This is a genomic window from Rhizobium sp. KNZ14-9A (genome assembly GCF_056755015.1).
Map to the genome: position 1 here is coordinate 49,603 of NZ_JBPGXB010000004.1, position 19,360 is coordinate 68,962.

Consider the following 19,360-nt stretch of genomic DNA (forward strand, 5'->3'; position numbering starts at 1 on the left):
CTCTGTGGCCAAGGTTTTAGCGAGCGGATCAGGCCGCCTTGGTCTTCTTGAAACGATCGAAACGGAATGGCGCGGGATCAACGCAGGGCCGCGCGCCGGTGACGATGTCGGCCATCAGCTTTCCGGCACCGGGACCGATGCCGAACCCATGTCCGGAGAAGCCGCTGGAAATGAAGAAGCCGGGAATGCCGCCGACCGGAGAGATGACCGGAACCGCGTCCGGCGTCACGTCGATCAAGCCGGCCCAGCTCTGCGTGATCCGGCTCTCGGCAAAGGCCGGAAATGCCTTGACCAGATGTGCAAGGCCCTCCCGGTTGAAGCGCTCGAAAGGCACGGGATCGAGAATACGCACCTGTTCGAAGGGCGTGATCTCGTCTGGAGCCCAGTTGCTGGGTGTCCGCCACTCTTCGATGAACCGATTGCCCACCCGAAGTTTCAGTTCGCGCCAGCTCTTAATAAGCGTTGGCACGAAATCGGCGAACAGGCGGAAGCTGTCGGGCACGATGGGCGCTATATTGGCGTTGCGCATGGCAATCGAAAAACTGCCGTCCAACCGTCGCCGGAAGGAGAAATTGTCCGCGCCGACCGGCAGCTCGGGCACGCCGTCGACCGAAGTGGCCCGTGCCACGGAACCGAGGATCTTCAACTGCGGAAAATCAATCCCCATATTCCCGCTGAAGAGCCGCGACCAGGCGCCGCCGGCCAGGACGACCGAGGAGCAGGCGATACGTCCGCGTTCGGTGATCACACCGCTGACAGCACCTGCCGAGCGCTCGATGGACCGGACCGCGCAGCCGGTGATCATGTGGGCGCCTGCGCGGATGGCACCACGGGCAATCGCCGGAGCCGCCTTGAACGGTTCGGCACGGCCGTCGGTGGAGGTATGCAGGGCGGCAGTGAACCCTCCGGTCATGCCGGGCAGGTGCTGGCCCAATTCCTCGCTTCTCAGCAGTCTGGAATCGAGGCCGAAATCGCGCGCATGTACCAGCCAGGCCTCGTATTCAGCCTCCTGGCGTGCGTTGCGGCAAAGATAGGCGATGCCGGTCTGCCGGAATCCGGTTTCCTCGCCGGTGCGCGCGTTCATACCCTTCCACAGAGAAAGACTTTCGATGGCGAGAGGCAGTTCGGAGGGGTCCCGCCCCATCTGCCGCACCCAGCCCCAGTTGCGACCCGACTGTTCGCCCGCGATAAGACCTTTTTCGCAAACCGCAACGGATACACCGCGTTCGGCCAGCTCCAGCGCCGTGGAGACGCCAACGATTCCGCCGCCGATGACGACGACATCCACCTTTGCCGGCAGGGCCTGCGCGGAGGGGACGGCGTCGGGAATAATACGTGACATAGTTCTATCTCGCGGGCATTGATCAGAGCATGTCTTCGAGCCGGCAATTCACCAGCATCTCAGCCATTGCTGCATTGTTGGGAAGCTCGATCGCGGTGCGCACGAGCGAGGCCAGGGTTTCCGGCTGGATCATCTCATCGGGCGTGACCTTGTTCGTGTAGGCGCTCATTTCGGTGCGCACGAAGCTCGGGCAGATCGCCGTTGCCCGCACGCCCTTTTCCCAGGCGACATGGCGTGTCGTATGGGTCAGCCCCATCAGCGCGAACTTGGTCATGTTGTAGCCGACGAAGGCGTTTCTGACCCGCTTTCCAGACAGCGAAGCGACGTTGATGATACGTCCGGCGCCCGTCGCTTCGAGGTGGGGCATGCAAAGACGGGTGAGGCGCAGTGGCGCCTTTACATTGACGGCCCAGAGCCGGTCGAGCGCCTCGTCGTTATCGTCCATGAGCGACACGCGCTCACCGAGGCCGGCATTGTTGACGAGAGCGTCAATCCTTTGAAATTTCGCGGCAGCAGCAGCCACCCATTGCTCAGACGTTACCGGATCGTAGGCATCGAAATGTGCATAGTGCAGCCGATCATTTTCCGGGCCGAGCTGCGCCTCCAGCGCTTTGACGTCGCGGGCGCCGAGGCTGAGCCGATAACCATGTTGGACGAGTTCGCGGGCGATTGCGAGCCCAATGCCACGGCTCGCCCCTGAAATCAGCGCCACGCGTGAGTGATGTTCTGGTGTCATTGTCCATTCCCCCTGACGTGACTGCCCGGCCGCGCATTCGTTTGCATTGACGGTAAGCGGGCTTTTCATTTCTGACAAGCTGGAATTTGGTAGAAATCTCAAAAAAGCTTCAAAAACTCCCACCAAGGAAAAGTTTCTCCCAAAATACAAACGTATGCTTGACGGAGTTTGGCGCTTTGTGCCTTAATAATTCAAAATATGCGCATAAGCGCTCAAAAACTACGGGAACGGGCTCTCCGGCAATGGAGGGCAGAAATCGCAGATCGGATCGCGGTATGCCGGGTAGGGAAATTCTGAGAATCAACAATCTTTCCGTCGCCTTCAAGACGGGCGAGGGCCTGCGCGCCGCGGTCAACGGCGTGTCACTATCGCTGACATCCGGTGAAATTCTGGGCCTCGTCGGCGAAAGCGGCAGCGGGAAAACCATCCTGTCGCTGGCTGCGATGGGCCTGCTGCCGCGCAATGCGGTCGTGACGAGCGGACGTGTCGACTTCGCCGGCGCGAATTTGCTGACAGCCAGGCCCGACGTTCTGCGAAAGCTGCGCGGCAAGCGCATCTCGATGATCTTTCAGGATCCGATGGCGTCACTCGACCCGGTGTTTTCCTGTGGAAGCCAGATCATTGAGGCGATCCTGCTACATGAGCGCGTGAACCGCCGGCAGGCCGGGGAACGGGCCCGCGATCTGCTGGCCCGAGTGGGGATTTCTGATCCGGCGCGCTGCATGCGCTCCTATCCTCACGAACTCTCGGGCGGACAGTGCCAGCGTGTCATGATCGCCATGGCGGTCGCCTGCAAGCCGGATGTCATCATCGCCGATGAACCGACCACAGCCCTTGACGTTACCGTACAGAAGCAAGTGCTCGGTCTGCTGCGCAGCCTCAACCAGGAAATCGGCGCCGCCATTCTGCTCATCACGCATGATCTCGGGGTCATCTACGAGGTCGCTGACCGCGTTGCCGTCATCTACCGAGGTGATCTCATGGAGGAGGTCACCACAAGCGATCTCTTTGTGTCGCCGCGCAGCGCCTACACCAAGGCGCTGATCGCCTCGATGCCGTCTGTCTCCGCACCGAAGAGCCGTCTGCCCGTGATTGGCAGGGATGAGCGCGGTGCGATCTCAAGTATCGTCGAGGCCCGATCGGCGCTTAAGGCGCGACCTGCGTCGGAGCCGGAAGGCGCGACGCTACTCAACATCCAGAACCTGACAAAGACCTTCTGGACTCGTGAGAGCGCCCTTTCAGCGCCGCAGGCATTTAGAGCCGTCGACGACGTCAGTCTCGCAATCCCGGCCCGCTCGACGCTCGGTCTTGTCGGTGAATCGGGCTGCGGAAAATCGACCTTGTCTCGGCTCGTCATGCGTTTGATGGAACCGGACAGCGGCTCCATCGAATTTGAGGGTCGCGATCTCGTCTCGCTTGACCGCGATCGATTGCGTGCAGCGCGTCGCGACTTCGCCCTGGTGTTCCAGAACCCTTATGGCTCCCTCAATCCGCGACAGACGGTGACCGACCTTGTCGCCGCGCCGATCGACATCCACGAGAAAGGACGCGATCGTGAGGCAACGGTCGCGAAGCTTCTCGACGCCGTCGGTTTGCCCCGCAACGCCATGCGCCGCTATCCGCACGAGTTCTCGGGTGGCCAACGTCAGCGCATTGTCATCGCCCGCGCTCTTGCCCTCAACCCGAAGCTTTTGATTTGCGACGAGGCCGTCTCGGCGCTCGATGTGTCCGTTCAGGCGCAAGTCCTCAACCTGCTGCAGGATCTGCAGGACGAATTCGACCTGACTTACCTGTTCATCTCGCATGACATGTCGGTCGTGCGCCACGTCAGCGACACGATCGCAGTGATGCAGAAGGGCAAGATCGTCGAAACCGGCCCTGCCGCAGACGTCTTCGACAATCCCAAGGCTGAATACACCCGTACGCTTCTCAGCGCCGTGCCGAAGATCGGCACGGCGCAGCTAACCGCTCTGGAGGCGCGTTGATGGAGACCCTATCGACATTTGTCATCACGCTGGGATCAAGGCTCATTACGGCGCTCGTCCAGCTATGGGTCATCGCGACCCTCGTATTTTCCATCATGTACATCATGCCGGGCGATCCGGTTCTGTTGCTGCTGGGGCCGGAGAGCAACCCCTCTCCGGAAACAGTTGCTGCGATGCGTCAGCAGCTGGGTCTCGACCAGCCCGTCCTCTCCCAATATCTCAAATGGCTCGGCAATGCCGCGACCGGCGATCTCGGCAACTCTCTCGATGGCGTTCCCGTCGTCGAGTACGTGACCTCCAGCCTTCCCAAGACCATCGAGCTTGCCAGTGCTGCGATCGTCCTTGCCGCCATCATCGGTGTGCCGGTCGGCATTGCGGCCGCCCTGCGACGCGGACGTTTTCTCGACGGTCTTTTGACGTCGCTCTCGACACTCGGCATTTCAGTGCCTGTCTATATTCTCGGGTCGCTTCTTATTCTGCTGCTGAGCCTCCAGCTCGGATGGCTGCCTTCGAGCGGCTACACCGACATTTCCCGAAATGCGTTCTTGCATTTTCAGAAGCTGACCTTACCGGCAGTTACTCTCGGCCTCGGGCTCGCCGCTTCGATCGCTCGCATGACGCGTTCTTCGATGTTGGAGATCCTGGGTCGTGATTTTGTGCGGTCTCTGCGGGCGAGGGGAATGCGCGAACGCCGCGTGATCTGGCTTCACGTCCTTCGCAATGCGGCGATCCCGATCGTCACGATCATCGGTCTGCAACTTGGCAACCTGATGGGTGGCACAGTCCTGGTCGAGGCCCTCTTCAACTGGCCGGGATTGAGCACTCTTCTCGTCACGGCCGTTTCGAACCGCAACTATCCCCTGGTCCAAGGAAGCATCCTGACCATTGCGGCACTGTTCATCCTGATCAATCTGTGCGTCGACATCCTCTACAGCCTGCTCGATCCACGCATCCGCCGGAAACGCGCATGAAGACGACCTTTCTTTTTCGCCGACCGCTCGTTGCCTCCAGTCTGCTTGTCGTGACGGTGGTTCTCGCGATTGCACTGGCGGGGCCCATTCTCGCCCCGCACGATCCGCTCGCCATCAACCAGAACGCGGTCAACCAGGCGAGTTCGACGCAATACCTGCTCGGCACCGACGAGTTCGGCCGAGATATCCTATCGCGTCTCCTTGTCGGCATCCGTCCGACGATCCTGGTAGCGGTCATCTCCACCATCATCGCCGCCATAGGTGGCACGGCCTGTGGTATTGTCGGCGCCTACAGCCGGCCGGTGCTCGCCTTCTTCGTCATGCGTGGCGTCGATATCATGCTGAGTTTCCCGGCAATCCTGCTTGCCTTGCTCGCCGTCGGTTTCTGGCGCAGTGGTGTCGTCAGCCTCAGTGTGGTCATTGGCATCATCTTCATCCCGCAGTTCGCGCGCGTTGCGCAATCGGCGACCCTCCAGGTGATCAGGCAGGAATTCGTGGAAGCCGAGCACGCCATGGGCGCGCGCTACCTTCGCGTCGTCTTGCGAGCGATCTTGCCCAATATTCTGTCGCCACTGGTCGTTCAGGCAACATTGACGATCGCAGCGGCGATCCTGCTCGAATCCGGCCTGAGTTTTCTCGGTCTCGGCATCGTGCCGCCCGAACCATCATGGGGGCAGATGATCGGCACGGCGCGCGGCTATCTCAGCCAGAATCCGATGTATGTGGTCTGGCCCTCCGTGTGCCTCGCGCTCACCGTTCTCGCCATCAACGTCCTCGGCGATGCGCTTCGCGACCATCTCGATCCGAGACTTCGCGAAAACTGACAATCTTCAACAAAGAAAGGGAACATCATGAAGAGAATTCTCCAAATGGCTCTCGCTGCGAGCCTTCTGGGTCTGACCGCGACGAGTGCGCTCGCAGGCGGCACCCTTTACTTCGGCCTTTCGGGAGAGCCGTCGACCCTCGACACAGTCATCCAGCCCGGTACATCCGGCCGCACCGTCAAGCTGGCGATCCATCGCGGACTTGTAAATTATGGTGTCGACGGAAAGATCACACCGGAACTTGCCGAAAGCTACGATATCAGCCCCGACGCAAAGGAATTCACCTTCCATCTGCGAAAGGCCACCTTTCATGATGGTTCTCCCGTAACCGCTGCCGATGTGAAAGCCTCTCTGGAGAGAATTCTCGACCCTAAGGGAAAAGCCGCCTTCCGCAACGAGCTTTCTATCATTTCCAAGATCGAAACGCCGGATGAAAAGACCGTGAAGCTGACCCTTTCGAGCCCATCGGTTGCGCTCGTCGACTATCTTGCGCTGCCGGAATCCGTCATTGTGCCGGCGGCGTGGCTCGCAAAGAATGCCGATAATCCGACCGCCTCGCCGATCGGCGCCGGCCCCTTCAAATTCGCCGGCTGGACGCGCGGGCGAGAGATCGTCGTCAAAAAATACGACGGTTACTACAAGCCCGGCAAACCGGATTTGGACGAGGTCCACTACGTCTTCTACAGCGACGAGAATACGCGGGTGAACGCACTGAAATCGGGCGACGTCGATATCATCGACTATGTTCCGGCCAAGGACGCTGCCGATCTTGAAAAGGGACCCGATACCGAGCTCTTGCGGAACACCGGCCCGTTCATGGGACTGCAGTTCAATACAAAATTCGAGCCGTTTTCAAAGCCGGAAGTTCGCCAGGCAATCGCCTATGCGGTTGATCGCAGCGTGATCATCAATACCGCCTTCAATGGCCTGGGCAGCCCGATTTACGGCATCGCCATTCCGAAGGGCTATATGGGCTATTCCGAAGCCAAGGCGAACTATTTCTCGCATGACATTGAGAAGGCCAAGGCACTGCTTGCCAAGGCGGGATATCCGAACGGCTTTGAGGCGCGACTGCTCGCGTCATCGCAATATAGCTTCCATCAGAATACGGCGATCGCCATTCAGTCGGAGCTTGCAAAAATCGGCATCAAGGTGAAGCTCGACCTGCCGGACTGGGCAAGTCGCATGGCCAAGGCAACTGCTGCAGACTACGATTTTACCGTACTCGGCAGCCTCGGCGAGATTACCGACGCCGACTGGCTAAGCAATTACTACTACGGCGGGGACAAGCTCGTGCGAACCAACAATTCCCCCTACTTCAACGATCCGCAGATCAACGAGTTGCTCGACAAGGGCAGGGCAACCATCGACAAGGACGAGAGAGCGAAAGTCTATGATGCCTTCGTCGATAGAGCGCTCGAATTGTCGCCGCTCGTCTACTTCATGTGGCGCGAACAGAACTACGCCGTCAGGAAGGGTGTAACCGGTTTTACGAACATGCCCGGCTTCCTGACATTCCAGTCGGGTCTCAGCATCGAGAACACCAAAGTCGAATGAACACGAGGCTACCGGACGCAAAGGTGTCCGGTAGCCTCGTCTCCTCGCCGCGCATCGGATCCATCCAGACGTCGATCGCGTGCCGAAGCGCGCCTTGTTCTAACCCATCATATAAGCTCGCAACCTTCTGAGCATCTCCGGGCCGGCGCGTTCGACGAGGTTTTGCCTGCACCGTCATCGTCTCCCTTGCCTTCGATCAGCGATCTGTTGTGGGCCATCAGGATACGGCCGCTCGCGATCGCATGCGCGGGTGCCGCAACGACGGGAGAAGGTCTCGCGCCACACGGAGCATGAGTACAACAGCTTCATCGGCGACACCGAGTGCCCACCGAAACGCATGTTGAGGAGGAGATCTCCTCGTCCGATTTATACCCTGCGAGCTGTAATGATCCACGCGCGCGACTCAAAGAGTACGCCCTCCTTGGTCATATATGCCTCCAGCAGATCACGCAGCCGCTGCAGCGCCTTGTCGGGCGCTTCACCGGTTTGCGACAGCGCGTCCTTCACAAGATAGAGCTCGACGAGCGCGTCAAAGGCCGTATCGACGTCCGGTCCGTAGAAAACTGGTTCTCGCACGTCGATAAAATCGATCGAAACAAAGCCGGCCGTCTTGAGAAGTTCTGCAGCGATGGTGGGATCGCCAAGCGAAAACGGCGTGGAAGCCTGTGCGGAAATCGCAATTCCCGGAGCCAAGGCTTGCCTGATGGCACCAGACCAACCGTTGCGCTCCTGGCTCTGCCACACCATCCATACAAGGCGCGCGCCCGGACGCATCGCGCGGGCTACATTGGCAAACGCTGCCGCCGGATCGGCAAAGAACATGACGCCAAACCGGCTGATGCAGAGGTCGAAGCCCGCAGCCAGAAATGCGTGGTGCTGGGCGTCACCCTGCTCAAAGGCAATGTTTCGCAATCCCGCTTCGTTGGAACGGCGGCGCGCAACCTCAAGCATCTCTGTGGAAGTATCCACGCCGATCGCCTCGCCTTCCACCGCGACGCGGGCGGCCTCACGCGTCGTTTGTCCTGCCCCGCAACCGATATCGAGCACACGGTCACGTATTCCAACGGAGGCGGCGGCACGCAAATGCCCATTGTGCCGCTTTAATTCTGCATCATAGAAGTCAGCACGATCCAACATGTCCATCCTCACGTGGTTTTGCCTCGGTCACCTGACGAGAGTTCGTCATGTTCGTCGATAGCAGAAATGATCGTTTCCCAATCCTCGGGATGAATTTCATGGCCGTCGCCTTCGATCTTCGCGAACTTCGCGTCCGCCACAGCTCACGCGAGTGACTTGCCGCGCTCGACGGGGAAAACTGGATCGTTGCCGTGAACGACGGGAGGCGGCACTTTGATCTCGTTCAGCCGGCTATGCCATGTCTCGTCACGGAAATGCCGTCAACAGTCCTCAGCGATCGAGAGGCTGGCATATCAAAGACCCCAAACGACCGCTTCTTCGTGGCGTTTGATGAGGTGGCGCAAGTTTTCGAAACCGGAGCGGACAAATGTGGCAAACTGGTCGACGGCGGGAGAGCGCGGCGCATCAACACGGCTGAGGATCGCTAGCGCCCGCTCGGGATGCGGAATCGTGATTGGCAATGCCGTGATCGATTTGTCCTTGCGTTGCGCAAAGACGACACTATGGGGCATGATTGTCAGTGCATCGGCGGTCTTCAGATAGTTGATCACCGCCATCAGCGAACCGCCCGAATAGCGGATCTTGAGCTCGGTTGCACCGAATGAAAGAAGCAGCGCGCGCAAATCCGCAAGCAAGGGACTACCCGGTGGCGGCGCGACCCAGGGATATTCGAGAAGATGGCTCGGCTGCGGCCGCCGCTTCAAGAGCAGGGGGTGCGTGACCCGGCAGGCGACAACGTTGCGGCCGGGAAGAATCTGTTGAAACTCAAGCCCCGAGCCTTCATCGAGAATATCGATCGGGCAGATAGCGAGATCGATCTGGTCGGCTTTCAGCGCTGCCCTGAGATCCGGGAAGTAGCCGTAGCTCTGGTCGATGCGCACATCGGGATGGCTCGACTGAAACTCCGCACAGATTCCGGCAATCAGCCCATCCATGAAAAAAGGCGTGCCGCCGACGCGCACGACGCCACTCTTGCCGACCCTGAAACTCTCGACGAGATCGGAGGCCTTGCGGGAGGCCGCCAGCATGACGAAACCATGCTCGGCGAGCGCCAGGCCAAAGGCTGTCGGCTGCAGGGGCCGACGGCCCCTGACGAAAAGCGGCTCGCCCAGGCGCTTTTCCAACATGGACAAGGTGCGCGAGACGGCAGGTTGTGCAAGTCCCAGCAAAGCCGCGCCTTCGGTAACGCCGCCGGTCTTGACGACGGCGGCGAGCTGGATCAGGTGACGCTCATCGATCTTCATAACGATCCGTTATATTATCTCTCAACAAAATCATCAATCGATGTGGCTCTGCCTGCTATTCTCCCCACACGTCGCAGAGCAAGTCGGGGAGGATTGGCATGGCGGGGCGCTCTCAACCGCTCACATTCAGCGAGGCGACATCGTCTGAAGCCTTCGCTGAGCGTTTTTCTGCCGACAGGGACGCCAGGCTAGTCGAGTTGCTCGCAGCTGCCGTGACCCATGCGCACGACCTCATCAAGCAATTTCGGCCGACCCAGGACGAGTGGCGAAGGTTCATCGCTTTCCTGACGGAGGTCGGTCACGCTTCGGACGAGCGCCGGCAGGAATGGGTCCTTCTGTCCGACCTGATCGGCGCTTCGGCACTTATCGAAGACATCAATTCGCGCCGGCCGAAGGGGGCAACCCCCAATACCATCCGCGGCCCCTTCTTCCGCGCCGATGCGCCTGCACGTGCCTCGGCGTCGTCGATCTCGCTCGACGGCATCGGCGAACCGCTTATGGTGTCGGTTCGCGTCCAGGATCTCGACGGTCTGCCCGTCGCAGGCGCTGAGGTCGTGACCTGGCAGGCCAATGCAGAGGGCTTCTACGAGAACCAGCAACCGGATCTCCAGCCCGAACATAATCTGCGGGGCCTGTTCAGAACCGATGTAGAGGGGTGCTTTTCCTATCGCTCTATTGTTCCGTCCGGCTACGGCGTGCCGGCCGACGGTCCAGTCGGTCGGCTGCTGTCTGCGGCCGGTTATCCCTTGCGCCGGCCGGCGCATCTGCATTTCGTCGTGCGTGCAAAGGGCTTCGAGACGATTACGACGCACGTTTATGACGCAAGCGACCCGCACCTGCACGAAGACGCGCTGTTTGGCGTGCGGCCCGAACTCATCACCTCTTTCGATCCCGTCGAGGTCGACGGACATGGTGCAAAGGCGGTGGAGCTTATCTTCGTCATGGTCCGGGCAAAACCGGGGAGGGCGGCATGATCGACGCGTTTTCCTATGCCGGCAGTCCGGCCCGGATTGTCTTCGGCGACGGCAGCAGGAGCAAGGTTGGAGAATGGATTGTGACGGCCGGCTGCAAGCGGGCGCTCGTCCTTGCAACGCCTCATCAAAAGGCGGATGCGGAGGCGTTGGCAACCGAAATCGGCTCTCTTGCCTGCGGTGTTTTTGCCGGCGCTACCATGCATACGCCGGTCGACGTGACCGAGGCCGCGATGAAAATGGTGGCCGAAACCGAGGCGGATTGCGTGGTCTCGCTCGGTGGAGGATCGACGACCGGCCTCGGCAAGGCGATTGCCTATCGCACCGACCTTCTGCAGATCGTCGTGCCGACCACCTATGCCGGTTCCGAGGTCACGCCCATTCTTGGCCAGACGGAAGGCGGTCGGAAAACGACCGTGCGCGATGCACGGATCCTGCCGGAAATCGTCATCTACGACCCGGCCTTGACCCTGGGGCTACCGGTTTCGATGAGTGTGACGAGCGGCCTCAACGCCATGGCGCATGCCGTCGAAGGCCTTTATGCACGTGATCGTAATCCTATTTCGACCCTGATGGCGCTCGAGGGGCTGCGCGCTTTTTCCAGAAGCCTGCCAAAAATCGTAACAGCACCTGACGATGCCGATGCCCGAAATGAAGCGCTCTATGGCGCGTGGCTCTGCGGCACGGTGCTTGGCACGGTCGGCATGGCGCTGCATCACAAGATCTGCCACACGCTCGGCGGCTCCTTCGACACCCCGCATGCCGAAACCCATGCGGTGATGCTGCCGCATACGGCTGCATTCAACGCGAGGGCGGCAGCGGCAGAACTTGCCCCAGCTGCCAATCTCTTCGGAGGCTCGATCGGTGGCGGCCTGTGGGATTTTGCCAAGTCGATTGGCGCGCCGTTGACGCTCAAGGAATTCGGGCTGACCGAGGCCGATCTCGACCGTGCGGCGTCGATTGCCGTTGAAAATCCTTACTGGAACCCGCGCCCGATTGACCGGGGTTCGATCAGGGCACTTTTGCAGGAGGCCTGGGATGGCCGCCGACCAGCAGATTGATCGTCTGCCTGACTACGCACTCTTTGGGAGGAGAGGACAATGGGAGGACATATGTTTACGAGACGCGATTTTCTGAGGACGACGGCAGCCGGCGGAGCCGCGCTTGCCGCATCCAGCCTTGCCGCGCCGGCAATCGGTCAGACGGCGGCAATCAAGCTTGGCTATGTCAGCCCCCAGACCGGTCCGCTTGCAGCCTTCGGAGAGGCCGACAAGTTCGTCATCGATGCCTTCCTGGCGACGACCAAGAAGCTCGGCCTCAACTATGAGGTTGTGGTCAAGGACAGCCAGTCCAATCCGAACCGCGCTGCCGAAGTCGCCAAGGAGCTGATCGTCGATGACCAGATCAACCTGATGCTGGTTTCCTCGACGCCGGAAACGACCAATCCGGTCTCGACGACCTGCGAAGGTGAGGGCATGCCCTGCATTTCCACGGTCGCGCCCTGGCAGCCCTGGTTCATCGGCCAGCAGGGCAATCCGGGCGATCCTGCTTCCTGGAAGCCCTTCGACTATGCCTATCATTTCTTCTGGGGCCTGGAGGATATCATTGCTGTCTTCACCGGCATGTGGGGACAGATCGAAACCAACAAGAAGATCGGCGGGCTCTTTCCGAATGACGGGGACGGCAATGCCTGGGGCGACAAGGTCGTCGGCTTCCCGCCGGTGCTTGAAAAGCTCGGCTATGGGCTGACGGACACGGGGCGCTATCAGAACCTGACGGACGATTTCTCGGCGCAGATCAACGCCTTCAAGCAGGCCGGCACGGATATTCTGACCGGCGTGATGATCCCGCCGGATCTCACCACCTTTTGGAACCAGGCCAAGCAGCAGGGCCTGAAGCCGAAGATCGCCTCGATCGGCAAGGCGCTGCTCTTCCCGCAGACGGTTGAGGCGCTCGGCAATGCCGGCCACAATCTGTCGACGGAAGTCTGGTGGACACCAAGCCATCCGTTCAAATCGTCACTGACGGGCGAGACGACGGCTGCCGTCGCCGATGCCTTCACGAAATCCACCGGCCGTCCCTGGACGCAGCCGATCGGCTTTGCCCATGCACTGTTCGAGCTTGCCGTCGATGTCATGAAGCGCGCCGGCGATGTCAGCGACGGTGATACGGTCGCGAAAGCGATCGGCGAGACCAAGCTCGACACGCTTGTCGGACCGATTGCCTGGGGCAATGAGAAACTTCCGCTCTTCGCACAGAAGAACGTCGCCAAGACGCCGCTGGTCGGCGGCCAGTGGCGGCTGAAGTCGGGCGGCGGTTACGATCTCATCGTCGTCGAAAACGGCCTTGCCCCGAACGTGCCGCTCGGCGGCAAGCTCGAAGCGCTGGCGTAAGGCACATCCGCCCGGCTTTGCGGCCGGGCGGATCTTTGCGGAGATTGGCCGATGCCCATCCTGGAACTCAATTCTGTCTCGAAATCCTTCGGCGCGCTCGTCGTTGCCGAGGGTATCAGCTTTTCGGTCGAGCCGGGCGAGGCGCTCGGCGTCATCGGGCCGAACGGTGCCGGCAAATCCACGCTCTTCAACCTGATCAACGGCAATTTGTCCGTTGCGGGCGGGGCAATCCGCTTCGACGGCCGGGACGTTACCCATACGCCGCCGATGCAGCGCTGCCTTGCCGGCATGGGTCGCACCTTCCAGATCCCGCAGCCCTTCGAGCGTCTGACCGTCTATGAAAACCTGCTCGTCGCAGGCGCTTTCGGCACACGGGCGAGCGAAGCCGATGTCGCCGGTTTCTGCGCCGACATCCTGGTCGAGACCGGCCTGATCGCCAAGGCCAACAGACAGGCGGCATCGCTGACCCTTCTGGAGCGCAAGCGGCTGGAGCTTGCCCGCGCGCTTGCCACTCGGCCGAAGCTCCTGCTCCTCGACGAAATCGCCGGTGGCCTGACGGAGGGCGAGTGCCGGCAATTGGTGGCGACGATCAGGCGCGTTCATCAACGCGGCATGACCATCATCTGGATCGAGCATGTGCTGCACGCGCTGACCGCTGTCGCCGAGCGCATCCTGGTCCTCAATTTCGGGCGGGTCGTCGGTATCGGTGCGCCGGAAGCGATCATGGCTTCGGACGAGGTGCGCGCCATCTATCTCGGCATGGAGGTCTGATGGCAAGCCTTCTTGAAACCCGTGGCCTGACGGCATTTTACGGCGACTTCCAGGCCGTTTTCGGCATCGACATTGATCTCGATGCTGGCGAGACGATTGCCGTCATCGGCGCCAACGGGGCAGGCAAGTCGACGCTGATGCGCTCGATTGCAGGTGTGATTGCCAACCGGGCGGATATGGTCCTGCATCGGGGCGAGGCAATCGGTGCAATGCCTTCTTTTGATGTCGTGCGCCGCGGCATCGCTCTCGTGCCGGAAGGGCGCAAGCTCTTTGCCTCGCTGACGGTGGAAGAAAATCTGCAGGTCGGCAGCTACGGCTGCAAGCGATCCGGGCCTTGGTCGCTGCAAAGCGTCTACACGCTGTTTCCGATCCTGAAGGAAAGGCACAGCAATCCGGCGACTGCGCTTTCGGGCGGCCAGCAGCAGATGGTGGCAATCGGCCGTGCCCTGATGTCGAACCCCGAGATCTTGCTCTGCGACGAGCTCAGCCTCGGTCTGGCGCCCGTCGTCATCAAGGATATCTACGCAGCCTTCAGCCGCATTCGCGCATCCGGGATGGCGATCGTCGTCGTCGAGCAGGATATCGCCCAGGCCCTGAAGGTCGCCGATCGCGTCTATTGCATGATGGAGGGACGGATCACCCTGAGCGGGCGCCCGGCCGAACTTGATCGGACCCAGATCCATGCAGCCTATTTTGGAGCGGAGAGCGATGAACTGGCTTGATACGCTTCTTCAGGGCGTGTTGCTCGGCGGGCTCTATGCCCTGTTTGCGGCCGGCCTCAGTCTGGTGTTCGGCATCATGCGGCTTGTCAATCTTGCCCATGGCGACCTTATCGTGCTGGCAGCATTTTTGATCCTGCTTCTCGTTTCGTCGCTCGGCCTCGATCTATTCATTGCGGCGCTGATTGCGGCGCCCTTGATGTTTGCGATCGGCTGGCTGCTGCAGTACCACCTTCTCAACCGCACGCTCGGAAAGGATGTCTTGCCGCCACTGCTTGTGACCTTCGGCCTGTCCATCGTCATCCAGAATGGTCTTCTGGAGGTCTTCACTGCCGACAGCAGAAGGATTTCCGCCGGATCGCTTGAGACTGCTTCGCTGCAACTGGGCAGCATCAATGCCGGACTGATGCCGCTTCTGACTTTCGGTTCGGCTGTCGTGGTGATTGTCGCTCTGAATCAGCTCATCTATCGCACCGCACTCGGGCGCGCTTTCCGCGCCACCTCGGACGATGTGGTCACCGCCGGCCTGATGGGCATCCGTCCGAATTCGATCTTTGCGATCGCCACGGGACTGGCGATGATGATCGTGACCGTTGCCGCACTCTATCTCGGCATGCGGGCGAATTTCGATCCGACGGCCGGGCCGGCGCGGCTGATCTATGCTTTCGAAGCCGTGATCATCGGCGGTCTCGGATCGCTCTGGGGCACGCTTGCCGGCGGCGTCATCCTCGGGCTTGCGCAGACGATCGGGGCCGCCATCAATCCGGAATGGCAGATCCTTGCCGGGCATATCGCCTTCCTGATCGTTCTGCTCCTGCGGCCGCGCGGCCTCTTTCCGCGCGCTGTCGATTGAGGCCGCGCCATGACCACGGGTTTGGAAACCATGACAACCGATAGTCAAGCATCCCCGGATTGGAGGATCGAAACAGGCACGCGGCTGTCCCAGATCTTTTCGCTGGTCTGCCTGGTTGTGCTCGCCGGCCTTGCGGCAGCACCGCTTTTCCTGTCACGCGGCGTGGTGCAGGATCTGTTCTTCATCCTGACGATGCTGACCCTGGCGCAGAGCTGGAACCTGCTTGCCGGCTATGCGGGGCTGATTTCGGTCGGCCAGCAGCTCTTTGTCGGCTGCGGCGCCTATGCTCTCTTCGGCCTCGTCATTCTGGCCGGGCTCGATCCGATCCTCGCCATCCCGCTTGCCGGCGTCGCCGCCATGGTGATTGCCCTGCCGACCGCTTTCTTCGCCTTTCGCCTCTACGGCCCGTATTTTGCGATCGGCACCTGGGTTATCGCCGAAGTCGGACGACTGCTGCTTGCCCAATGGAAGGCGCTCGGCGGTGGTACCGGCACGTCGCTGCCGCGGGATGCGACCCGCGACATGCTCGGCATCTCCCTGCTTGAAGACTGGTTCGGCATGCGGGCGGCCGCGGCAGCCGATGCCCTGTCCTTCTGGCTTGCGCTGATCGTCGCGGCCGCAACGATTGCGACCGTCTACAAGCTGTTGCGCAGCCGCCAGGGCCTCGGGCTTGCGGCGGTGCGCGACAACGAGACGGCTGCGCGTGCACTCGGCGTCGATGCACGCCGGCTGAAGACGATGATCTATCTGTTTACGGCCTTCATCACCGGCATCATCGGCGCGCTCATCTATCTCCAGAAGGGGCGGATATCGCCTGATGCCGCCTTCTCGCTGACCGACTGGACGGCCTATGTCATCTTCATCACCGTTATCGGTGGGATAGGCACGATCGAAGGGCCGATCCTTGGCGTGCTGGTCTTCTTTTTCCTGCAGAACGCCTTTTCGGCCTACGGCTCCTGGTACCTTCTGGCGCTCGGGGCGCTTGCCATCGTCACCATGCTGTTTGCGCCCCGGGGGCTCTGGGGGCTGATATCCGACCGCGCCGGTTGGGAACTCTTTCCGGTTCGCCGCCTGCTCAGGGGCGGACCTGTTCTACCAAATGAAAAGGGAGGGCCGAATGGCTGATATCACCACCGACGTCTTGATCATAGGAACGGGACCTGCGGGCTCGGCGACTGCCGCATTGCTGGCGAGCTACGGTCTGGAGCCGCTCGTGATCAATCGCTATCGCTGGCTCGCCAATACGCCGCGCGCGCATATCACCAACCAGCGCACGATGGAGGTTCTGCGCGATCTCGGCCGTGATGTGGAAGACGAGGCCTATCTGTTTGCGACCGAACAGGACCTGATGGGGCAAAACGTCTTCTGCACGGCGGTCGCCGGCGAGGAAATCGGCCGCATGCAGAGCTGGGGCAATCATCCGCTGTCGCGCGCCGAACATATCCTGTCCTCGCCGGGGCGGATGAACGACCTGCCGCAGACCTATATGGAGCCGCTCCTCTTCAAGACGGCCTGCTCGCGCGGCGCCCAGTCGCGCATGTCGACCGAATATCTGAGCCATGTCCAGGATGCTGACGGCGTCACGACGACATGCCTCGATCGCCTGACGGGGAAGGAAGTGACGATCCGTTCGAAATTCCTCGTCGGCGCAGACGGCGGCAATTCGAAGGTCGCCGAACATGCCGGCCTGACCTTCGAGGGCCGGATGGGTGTGGCCGGTTCGATGAATATCCTCTTCGAGGCGGATCTGTCGCGCTATGTCGCCCATCGCCCCTCCGTGCTTTACTGGGTTCTGCAGCCGGGTGCCGATGTCGGCGGCATCGGCATGGGTCTCGTGCGCATGGTGCGGCCGTGGAATGAGTGGCTGATCGTCTGGGGTTACGACATCAACCAGCCGGCGCCTGCCGTCGACAACGCCCTTGCCACCAAGGTCGTGCGTGAACTGGTCGGCGTTCCCGAGCTTGAGCCGAAGATCAAGTCGGTTTCCACCTGGACGGTCAACAATATGTATGCGACGACCCTGTCGAGCGGCCGGGTCTTCTGCATGGGCGACGCTGTGCACCGACACCCGCCATCGAACGGCCTCGGTTCCAACACATCGATCCAGGACGGGTTCAACCTCGCCTGGAAGCTTGCCATGGTGATCAGAGGGCAGGCGGGAATGGGTCTTCTCGACAGCTATCAGGCCGAGCGCGGACCCATCGCCAAGCAGATCGTCACCCGCGCCAACAAGTCGATCGAGGAATTCGGCCCGATCTTCAAGGCGCTTGGCCTGCTCGACTCAGTCGATCCGGTGAAGATGCAGCAGAACATGGACGCGCGTTGCGATGACGGCGAGGCCGCCGAGCGCCAGCGCGCCGCCATCCGCGATGCCATTGCCTACAAGGTCTATGAATTCGACGCCCATGGTGTCGAAATGAACCATCGCTATGCATCGATGGCAGTCGTCAAGGACGGCCAACCGGAGCCTGCCTTCGAAAAGGACGCCGAACTTCATTGCCAGCCGACGACATGGCCTGGTGCAAGGCTGCCGCATGTCTGGCTGTTCGGGGCGCAGGGCGAAAAGGTTTCAAGCCTCGATCTCACCGGTCATGGCCATTTCACGATCCTGACCGGAATCGGCGGCGACGGCTGGGTCTCAGCGGCAAAGGCGCTGTCGAAGGAATTCGGCGTGCCGATCGCCGTCCATAAGATTGGTCCCCGGCAGGCCTGGCAGGATCTGACGGGAGACTGGGCGCGCGCTCGCGAGATCAGCGATTCCGGCGCCTTGCTCGTTCGTCCCGACCACCATGTCGCCTGGCGTTCGCATGCGGCGGCCTCCGAACCGGAAGTCGAACTGAGCCACGTCCTGAAAATAATCCTGGATCGGTGAGGTCATCATGGGTGCTGAAGAAAACGGTTATTTCACCGAAGAGAATTCCGTCGACGTCGTCATCAGCCGCAATGGCGGGGCAAAGAGCGAGCGGTTGAAGGTGATCATGGAGGTGGTCACCCGCAAGCTCCACGAGGCGGTGAAGGAACTGGAACCGACGCAGGAGGAATGGATGGATGCGATCCTTTTCCTCACGCGTACCGGCCACACCTGTACCGACTGGCGGCAGGAATTCATCCTGCTGTCGGATGTGCTAGGCGTTTCGATGTTGGTCGATGCGATCAACAACCGCAAACCCACCGGCGCCTCGGAGAGCACGGTACTCGGACCGTTCCATGTCGCGGATGCGCCGGAACTGCCGATGGGTGCCAATATCTGCCTCGACCACAAGGGCGAGGATATGGTCATCGGCGGCCGCATCCTGGGTACCGATGGCGAGCCGGTCGCCAATGCCGCCCTCGATGTCTGGCAGGCCAATGACGAAGGTTTCTATGACGTGCAGCAGCAAGGTATCCAGCCGGATTTCAACCTGCGCGGCGTCTTCCGAACGGGAGAGGACGGGCGCTATTGGTTCCGCGCGGTCAAGCCCAAATATTATCCGATCCCCGATGACGGGCCGGTCGGACAGATGTTGGGCGCGCTCGGCCGGCACCCTTACAGGCCAGCGCATCTGCATTACATCATCAAGGCGGCGGGGTTCGAAACGCTTGTCACGCACATCTTTGATCCCAACGATCCCTACATCCATTCGGACGCAGTGTTTGGCGTGAAGGAGAGCCTTCTTGCGGAATTCAAGTTGACCGAGGATCCCGCTCGAGCCAGAGAGCTCGGCTTCGAGGGAAAATTCTGGCAGGTCGAGCACGATTTCGTGCTGGCGCCAGCTAAGTCTTAGGTTGGGACAGGTCCTCACTGGTCGCGGCAATTTGGTCAAAAGCGTTCCCTAGACCAAACTGAGCGGCCGCTCGTTGTGTAAATCGCATCGGCA

Annotated in this window: 17 protein-coding genes; 13 read left to right on the top strand and 4 right to left on the bottom strand. The window is 60.9% G+C overall.

The window, feature by feature from the left end; genetic code table 11:
• Window positions 1-28: 28 nt before the first annotated feature.
• Window positions 29-1,342 (bottom strand): NAD(P)/FAD-dependent oxidoreductase, encoded by a 1,314-nt coding sequence (locus ACR9ZQ_RS30685; protein WP_481429493.1) that lies wholly within the window; start codon window positions 1,340-1,342, stop codon window positions 29-31.
• A 22-nt stretch (window positions 1,343-1,364) separates the two neighbouring features.
• Window positions 1,365-2,078 (bottom strand): SDR family NAD(P)-dependent oxidoreductase, encoded by a 714-nt coding sequence (locus tag ACR9ZQ_RS30690; RefSeq protein WP_481429494.1) that lies wholly within the window; start codon window positions 2,076-2,078, stop codon window positions 1,365-1,367.
• Between the two features lie 275 nt (window positions 2,079-2,353).
• On the opposite strand from ACR9ZQ_RS30690, the gene ACR9ZQ_RS30695 reads away from it, so the two are divergent.
• Genes ACR9ZQ_RS30695 through ACR9ZQ_RS30710 form a run of 4 tightly spaced genes read left to right on the top strand, consistent with a single transcriptional unit; the run spans window position 2,354 to window position 7,415 of the window.
• A complete protein-coding gene (locus ACR9ZQ_RS30695; protein ID WP_481429495.1) occupies window positions 2,354-4,063 on the top strand; it encodes an ABC transporter ATP-binding protein in 1,710 nt (569 codons plus the stop codon).
• Complete coding sequence (locus ACR9ZQ_RS30700) at window positions 4,063-5,034, top strand: ABC transporter permease (RefSeq protein WP_481429496.1); 972 nt, start codon at window positions 4,063-4,065, stop codon at window positions 5,032-5,034. Before ACR9ZQ_RS30695 ends, ACR9ZQ_RS30700 begins: the two co-directional genes overlap by 1 nt.
• On the top strand, window positions 5,031-5,858 hold the full coding sequence (locus ACR9ZQ_RS30705) for an ABC transporter permease (RefSeq protein WP_310381410.1): 828 nt from the start codon (window positions 5,031-5,033) through the stop codon (window positions 5,856-5,858). Before ACR9ZQ_RS30700 ends, ACR9ZQ_RS30705 begins: the two co-directional genes overlap by 4 nt.
• Window positions 5,859-5,885: 27 nt before the next feature.
• Window positions 5,886-7,415 carry an ABC transporter substrate-binding protein gene (locus ACR9ZQ_RS30710; RefSeq protein ID WP_481429497.1) on the top strand — a complete coding sequence of 510 codons (1,530 nt, stop codon included), beginning with the start codon at window positions 5,886-5,888 and terminating at the stop codon, window positions 7,413-7,415.
• Window positions 7,416-7,781: 366 nt separating this feature from the next.
• On the opposite strand, the gene ACR9ZQ_RS30715 is transcribed toward ACR9ZQ_RS30710, so the two are convergent.
• Complete coding sequence (locus tag ACR9ZQ_RS30715; protein ID WP_481429498.1) at window positions 7,782-8,552, bottom strand: class I SAM-dependent methyltransferase; 771 nt, start codon at window positions 8,550-8,552, stop codon at window positions 7,782-7,784.
• 293 nt (window positions 8,553-8,845) lie between these two features.
• Complete coding sequence (locus ACR9ZQ_RS30720; RefSeq protein ID WP_310381419.1) at window positions 8,846-9,796, bottom strand: LysR family transcriptional regulator; 951 nt, start codon at window positions 9,794-9,796, stop codon at window positions 8,846-8,848.
• Between the two features lie 98 nt (window positions 9,797-9,894).
• Here ACR9ZQ_RS30720 and ACR9ZQ_RS30725 point away from each other — a divergent pair, with 98 nt between their 5' ends.
• Genes ACR9ZQ_RS30725 through ACR9ZQ_RS30765 form a run of 9 tightly spaced genes read left to right on the top strand, consistent with a single transcriptional unit; the run spans window position 9,895 to window position 19,267 of the window.
• On the top strand, window positions 9,895-10,770 hold the full coding sequence (locus ACR9ZQ_RS30725) for a dioxygenase family protein (protein WP_439018378.1): 876 nt from the start codon (window positions 9,895-9,897) through the stop codon (window positions 10,768-10,770).
• On the top strand, window positions 10,767-11,828 hold the full coding sequence (locus tag ACR9ZQ_RS30730; RefSeq protein ID WP_481429499.1) for a maleylacetate reductase: 1,062 nt from the start codon (window positions 10,767-10,769) through the stop codon (window positions 11,826-11,828). Before ACR9ZQ_RS30725 ends, ACR9ZQ_RS30730 begins: the two co-directional genes overlap by 4 nt.
• A 51-nt stretch (window positions 11,829-11,879) precedes the next feature.
• Complete coding sequence (locus ACR9ZQ_RS30735) at window positions 11,880-13,160, top strand: ABC transporter substrate-binding protein (RefSeq protein WP_481429500.1); 1,281 nt, start codon at window positions 11,880-11,882, stop codon at window positions 13,158-13,160.
• Window positions 13,161-13,211: 51 nt separating this feature from the next.
• Window positions 13,212-13,931, top strand: coding sequence for an ABC transporter ATP-binding protein (locus tag ACR9ZQ_RS30740; RefSeq protein ID WP_481429501.1), 720 nt, complete (start codon window positions 13,212-13,214; stop codon window positions 13,929-13,931).
• Window positions 13,931-14,653 (top strand): ABC transporter ATP-binding protein, encoded by a 723-nt coding sequence (locus tag ACR9ZQ_RS30745; protein WP_481429502.1) that lies wholly within the window; start codon window positions 13,931-13,933, stop codon window positions 14,651-14,653. Before ACR9ZQ_RS30740 ends, ACR9ZQ_RS30745 begins: the two co-directional genes overlap by 1 nt.
• The gene (locus ACR9ZQ_RS30750; protein WP_481429503.1) at window positions 14,640-15,503 is read left to right on the top strand and encodes a branched-chain amino acid ABC transporter permease; all 864 of its coding nucleotides are present in this window, start codon (window positions 14,640-14,642) and stop codon (window positions 15,501-15,503) included. Before ACR9ZQ_RS30745 ends, ACR9ZQ_RS30750 begins: the two co-directional genes overlap by 14 nt.
• Window positions 15,504-15,512: 9 nt before the next feature.
• Entirely contained in the window at window positions 15,513-16,628 is a 1,116-nt protein-coding gene (locus ACR9ZQ_RS30755; RefSeq protein ID WP_481429504.1) for a branched-chain amino acid ABC transporter permease, read from the top strand.
• Window positions 16,621-18,375: an FAD-dependent oxidoreductase gene (locus ACR9ZQ_RS30760; RefSeq protein ID WP_481429505.1), complete on the top strand. Its 1,755-nt coding sequence runs from the start codon at window positions 16,621-16,623 to the stop codon at window positions 18,373-18,375. The genes ACR9ZQ_RS30755 and ACR9ZQ_RS30760 overlap by 8 nt, the downstream gene beginning before the upstream one ends.
• Window positions 18,376-18,382: 7 nt before the next feature.
• Window positions 18,383-19,267 carry an intradiol ring-cleavage dioxygenase gene (locus tag ACR9ZQ_RS30765; protein WP_310381438.1) on the top strand — a complete coding sequence of 295 codons (885 nt, stop codon included), beginning with the start codon at window positions 18,383-18,385 and terminating at the stop codon, window positions 19,265-19,267.
• The last annotated feature ends 93 nt before the right edge of the window (window positions 19,268-19,360 follow it).

What these genes read in the sequence shown, in the direction of transcription:
- ACR9ZQ_RS30765 (WP_310381438.1), top strand. Translation starts at nt 18,383, where the DNA reads ATGGGTGCTGAAGAAAACGGTTATTTCACCGAAGAGAATTCCGTCGAC.
- ACR9ZQ_RS30720 (WP_310381419.1), bottom strand. Translation starts at nt 9,796, where the DNA reads ATGAAGATCGATGAGCGTCACCTGATCCAGCTCGCCGCCGTCGTCAAG.
- ACR9ZQ_RS30700 (WP_481429496.1), top strand. Translation starts at nt 4,063, where the DNA reads ATGGAGACCCTATCGACATTTGTCATCACGCTGGGATCAAGGCTCATT.
- ACR9ZQ_RS30750 (WP_481429503.1), top strand. Translation starts at nt 14,640, where the DNA reads ATGAACTGGCTTGATACGCTTCTTCAGGGCGTGTTGCTCGGCGGGCTC.
- ACR9ZQ_RS30760 (WP_481429505.1), top strand. Translation starts at nt 16,621, where the DNA reads ATGGCTGATATCACCACCGACGTCTTGATCATAGGAACGGGACCTGCG.
- ACR9ZQ_RS30695 (WP_481429495.1), top strand. Translation starts at nt 2,354, where the DNA reads ATGCCGGGTAGGGAAATTCTGAGAATCAACAATCTTTCCGTCGCCTTC.
- ACR9ZQ_RS30755 (WP_481429504.1), top strand. Translation starts at nt 15,513, where the DNA reads ATGACCACGGGTTTGGAAACCATGACAACCGATAGTCAAGCATCCCCG.
- ACR9ZQ_RS30715 (WP_481429498.1), bottom strand. Translation starts at nt 8,552, where the DNA reads ATGTTGGATCGTGCTGACTTCTATGATGCAGAATTAAAGCGGCACAAT.
- ACR9ZQ_RS30685 (WP_481429493.1), bottom strand. Translation starts at nt 1,342, where the DNA reads ATGTCACGTATTATTCCCGACGCCGTCCCCTCCGCGCAGGCCCTGCCG.
- ACR9ZQ_RS30725 (WP_439018378.1), top strand. Translation starts at nt 9,895, where the DNA reads ATGGCGGGGCGCTCTCAACCGCTCACATTCAGCGAGGCGACATCGTCT.
- ACR9ZQ_RS30735 (WP_481429500.1), top strand. Translation starts at nt 11,880, where the DNA reads ATGTTTACGAGACGCGATTTTCTGAGGACGACGGCAGCCGGCGGAGCC.
- ACR9ZQ_RS30705 (WP_310381410.1), top strand. Translation starts at nt 5,031, where the DNA reads ATGAAGACGACCTTTCTTTTTCGCCGACCGCTCGTTGCCTCCAGTCTG.
- ACR9ZQ_RS30710 (WP_481429497.1), top strand. Translation starts at nt 5,886, where the DNA reads ATGAAGAGAATTCTCCAAATGGCTCTCGCTGCGAGCCTTCTGGGTCTG.
- ACR9ZQ_RS30740 (WP_481429501.1), top strand. Translation starts at nt 13,212, where the DNA reads ATGCCCATCCTGGAACTCAATTCTGTCTCGAAATCCTTCGGCGCGCTC.
- ACR9ZQ_RS30730 (WP_481429499.1), top strand. Translation starts at nt 10,767, where the DNA reads ATGATCGACGCGTTTTCCTATGCCGGCAGTCCGGCCCGGATTGTCTTC.
- ACR9ZQ_RS30745 (WP_481429502.1), top strand. Translation starts at nt 13,931, where the DNA reads ATGGCAAGCCTTCTTGAAACCCGTGGCCTGACGGCATTTTACGGCGAC.
- ACR9ZQ_RS30690 (WP_481429494.1), bottom strand. Translation starts at nt 2,078, where the DNA reads ATGACACCAGAACATCACTCACGCGTGGCGCTGATTTCAGGGGCGAGC.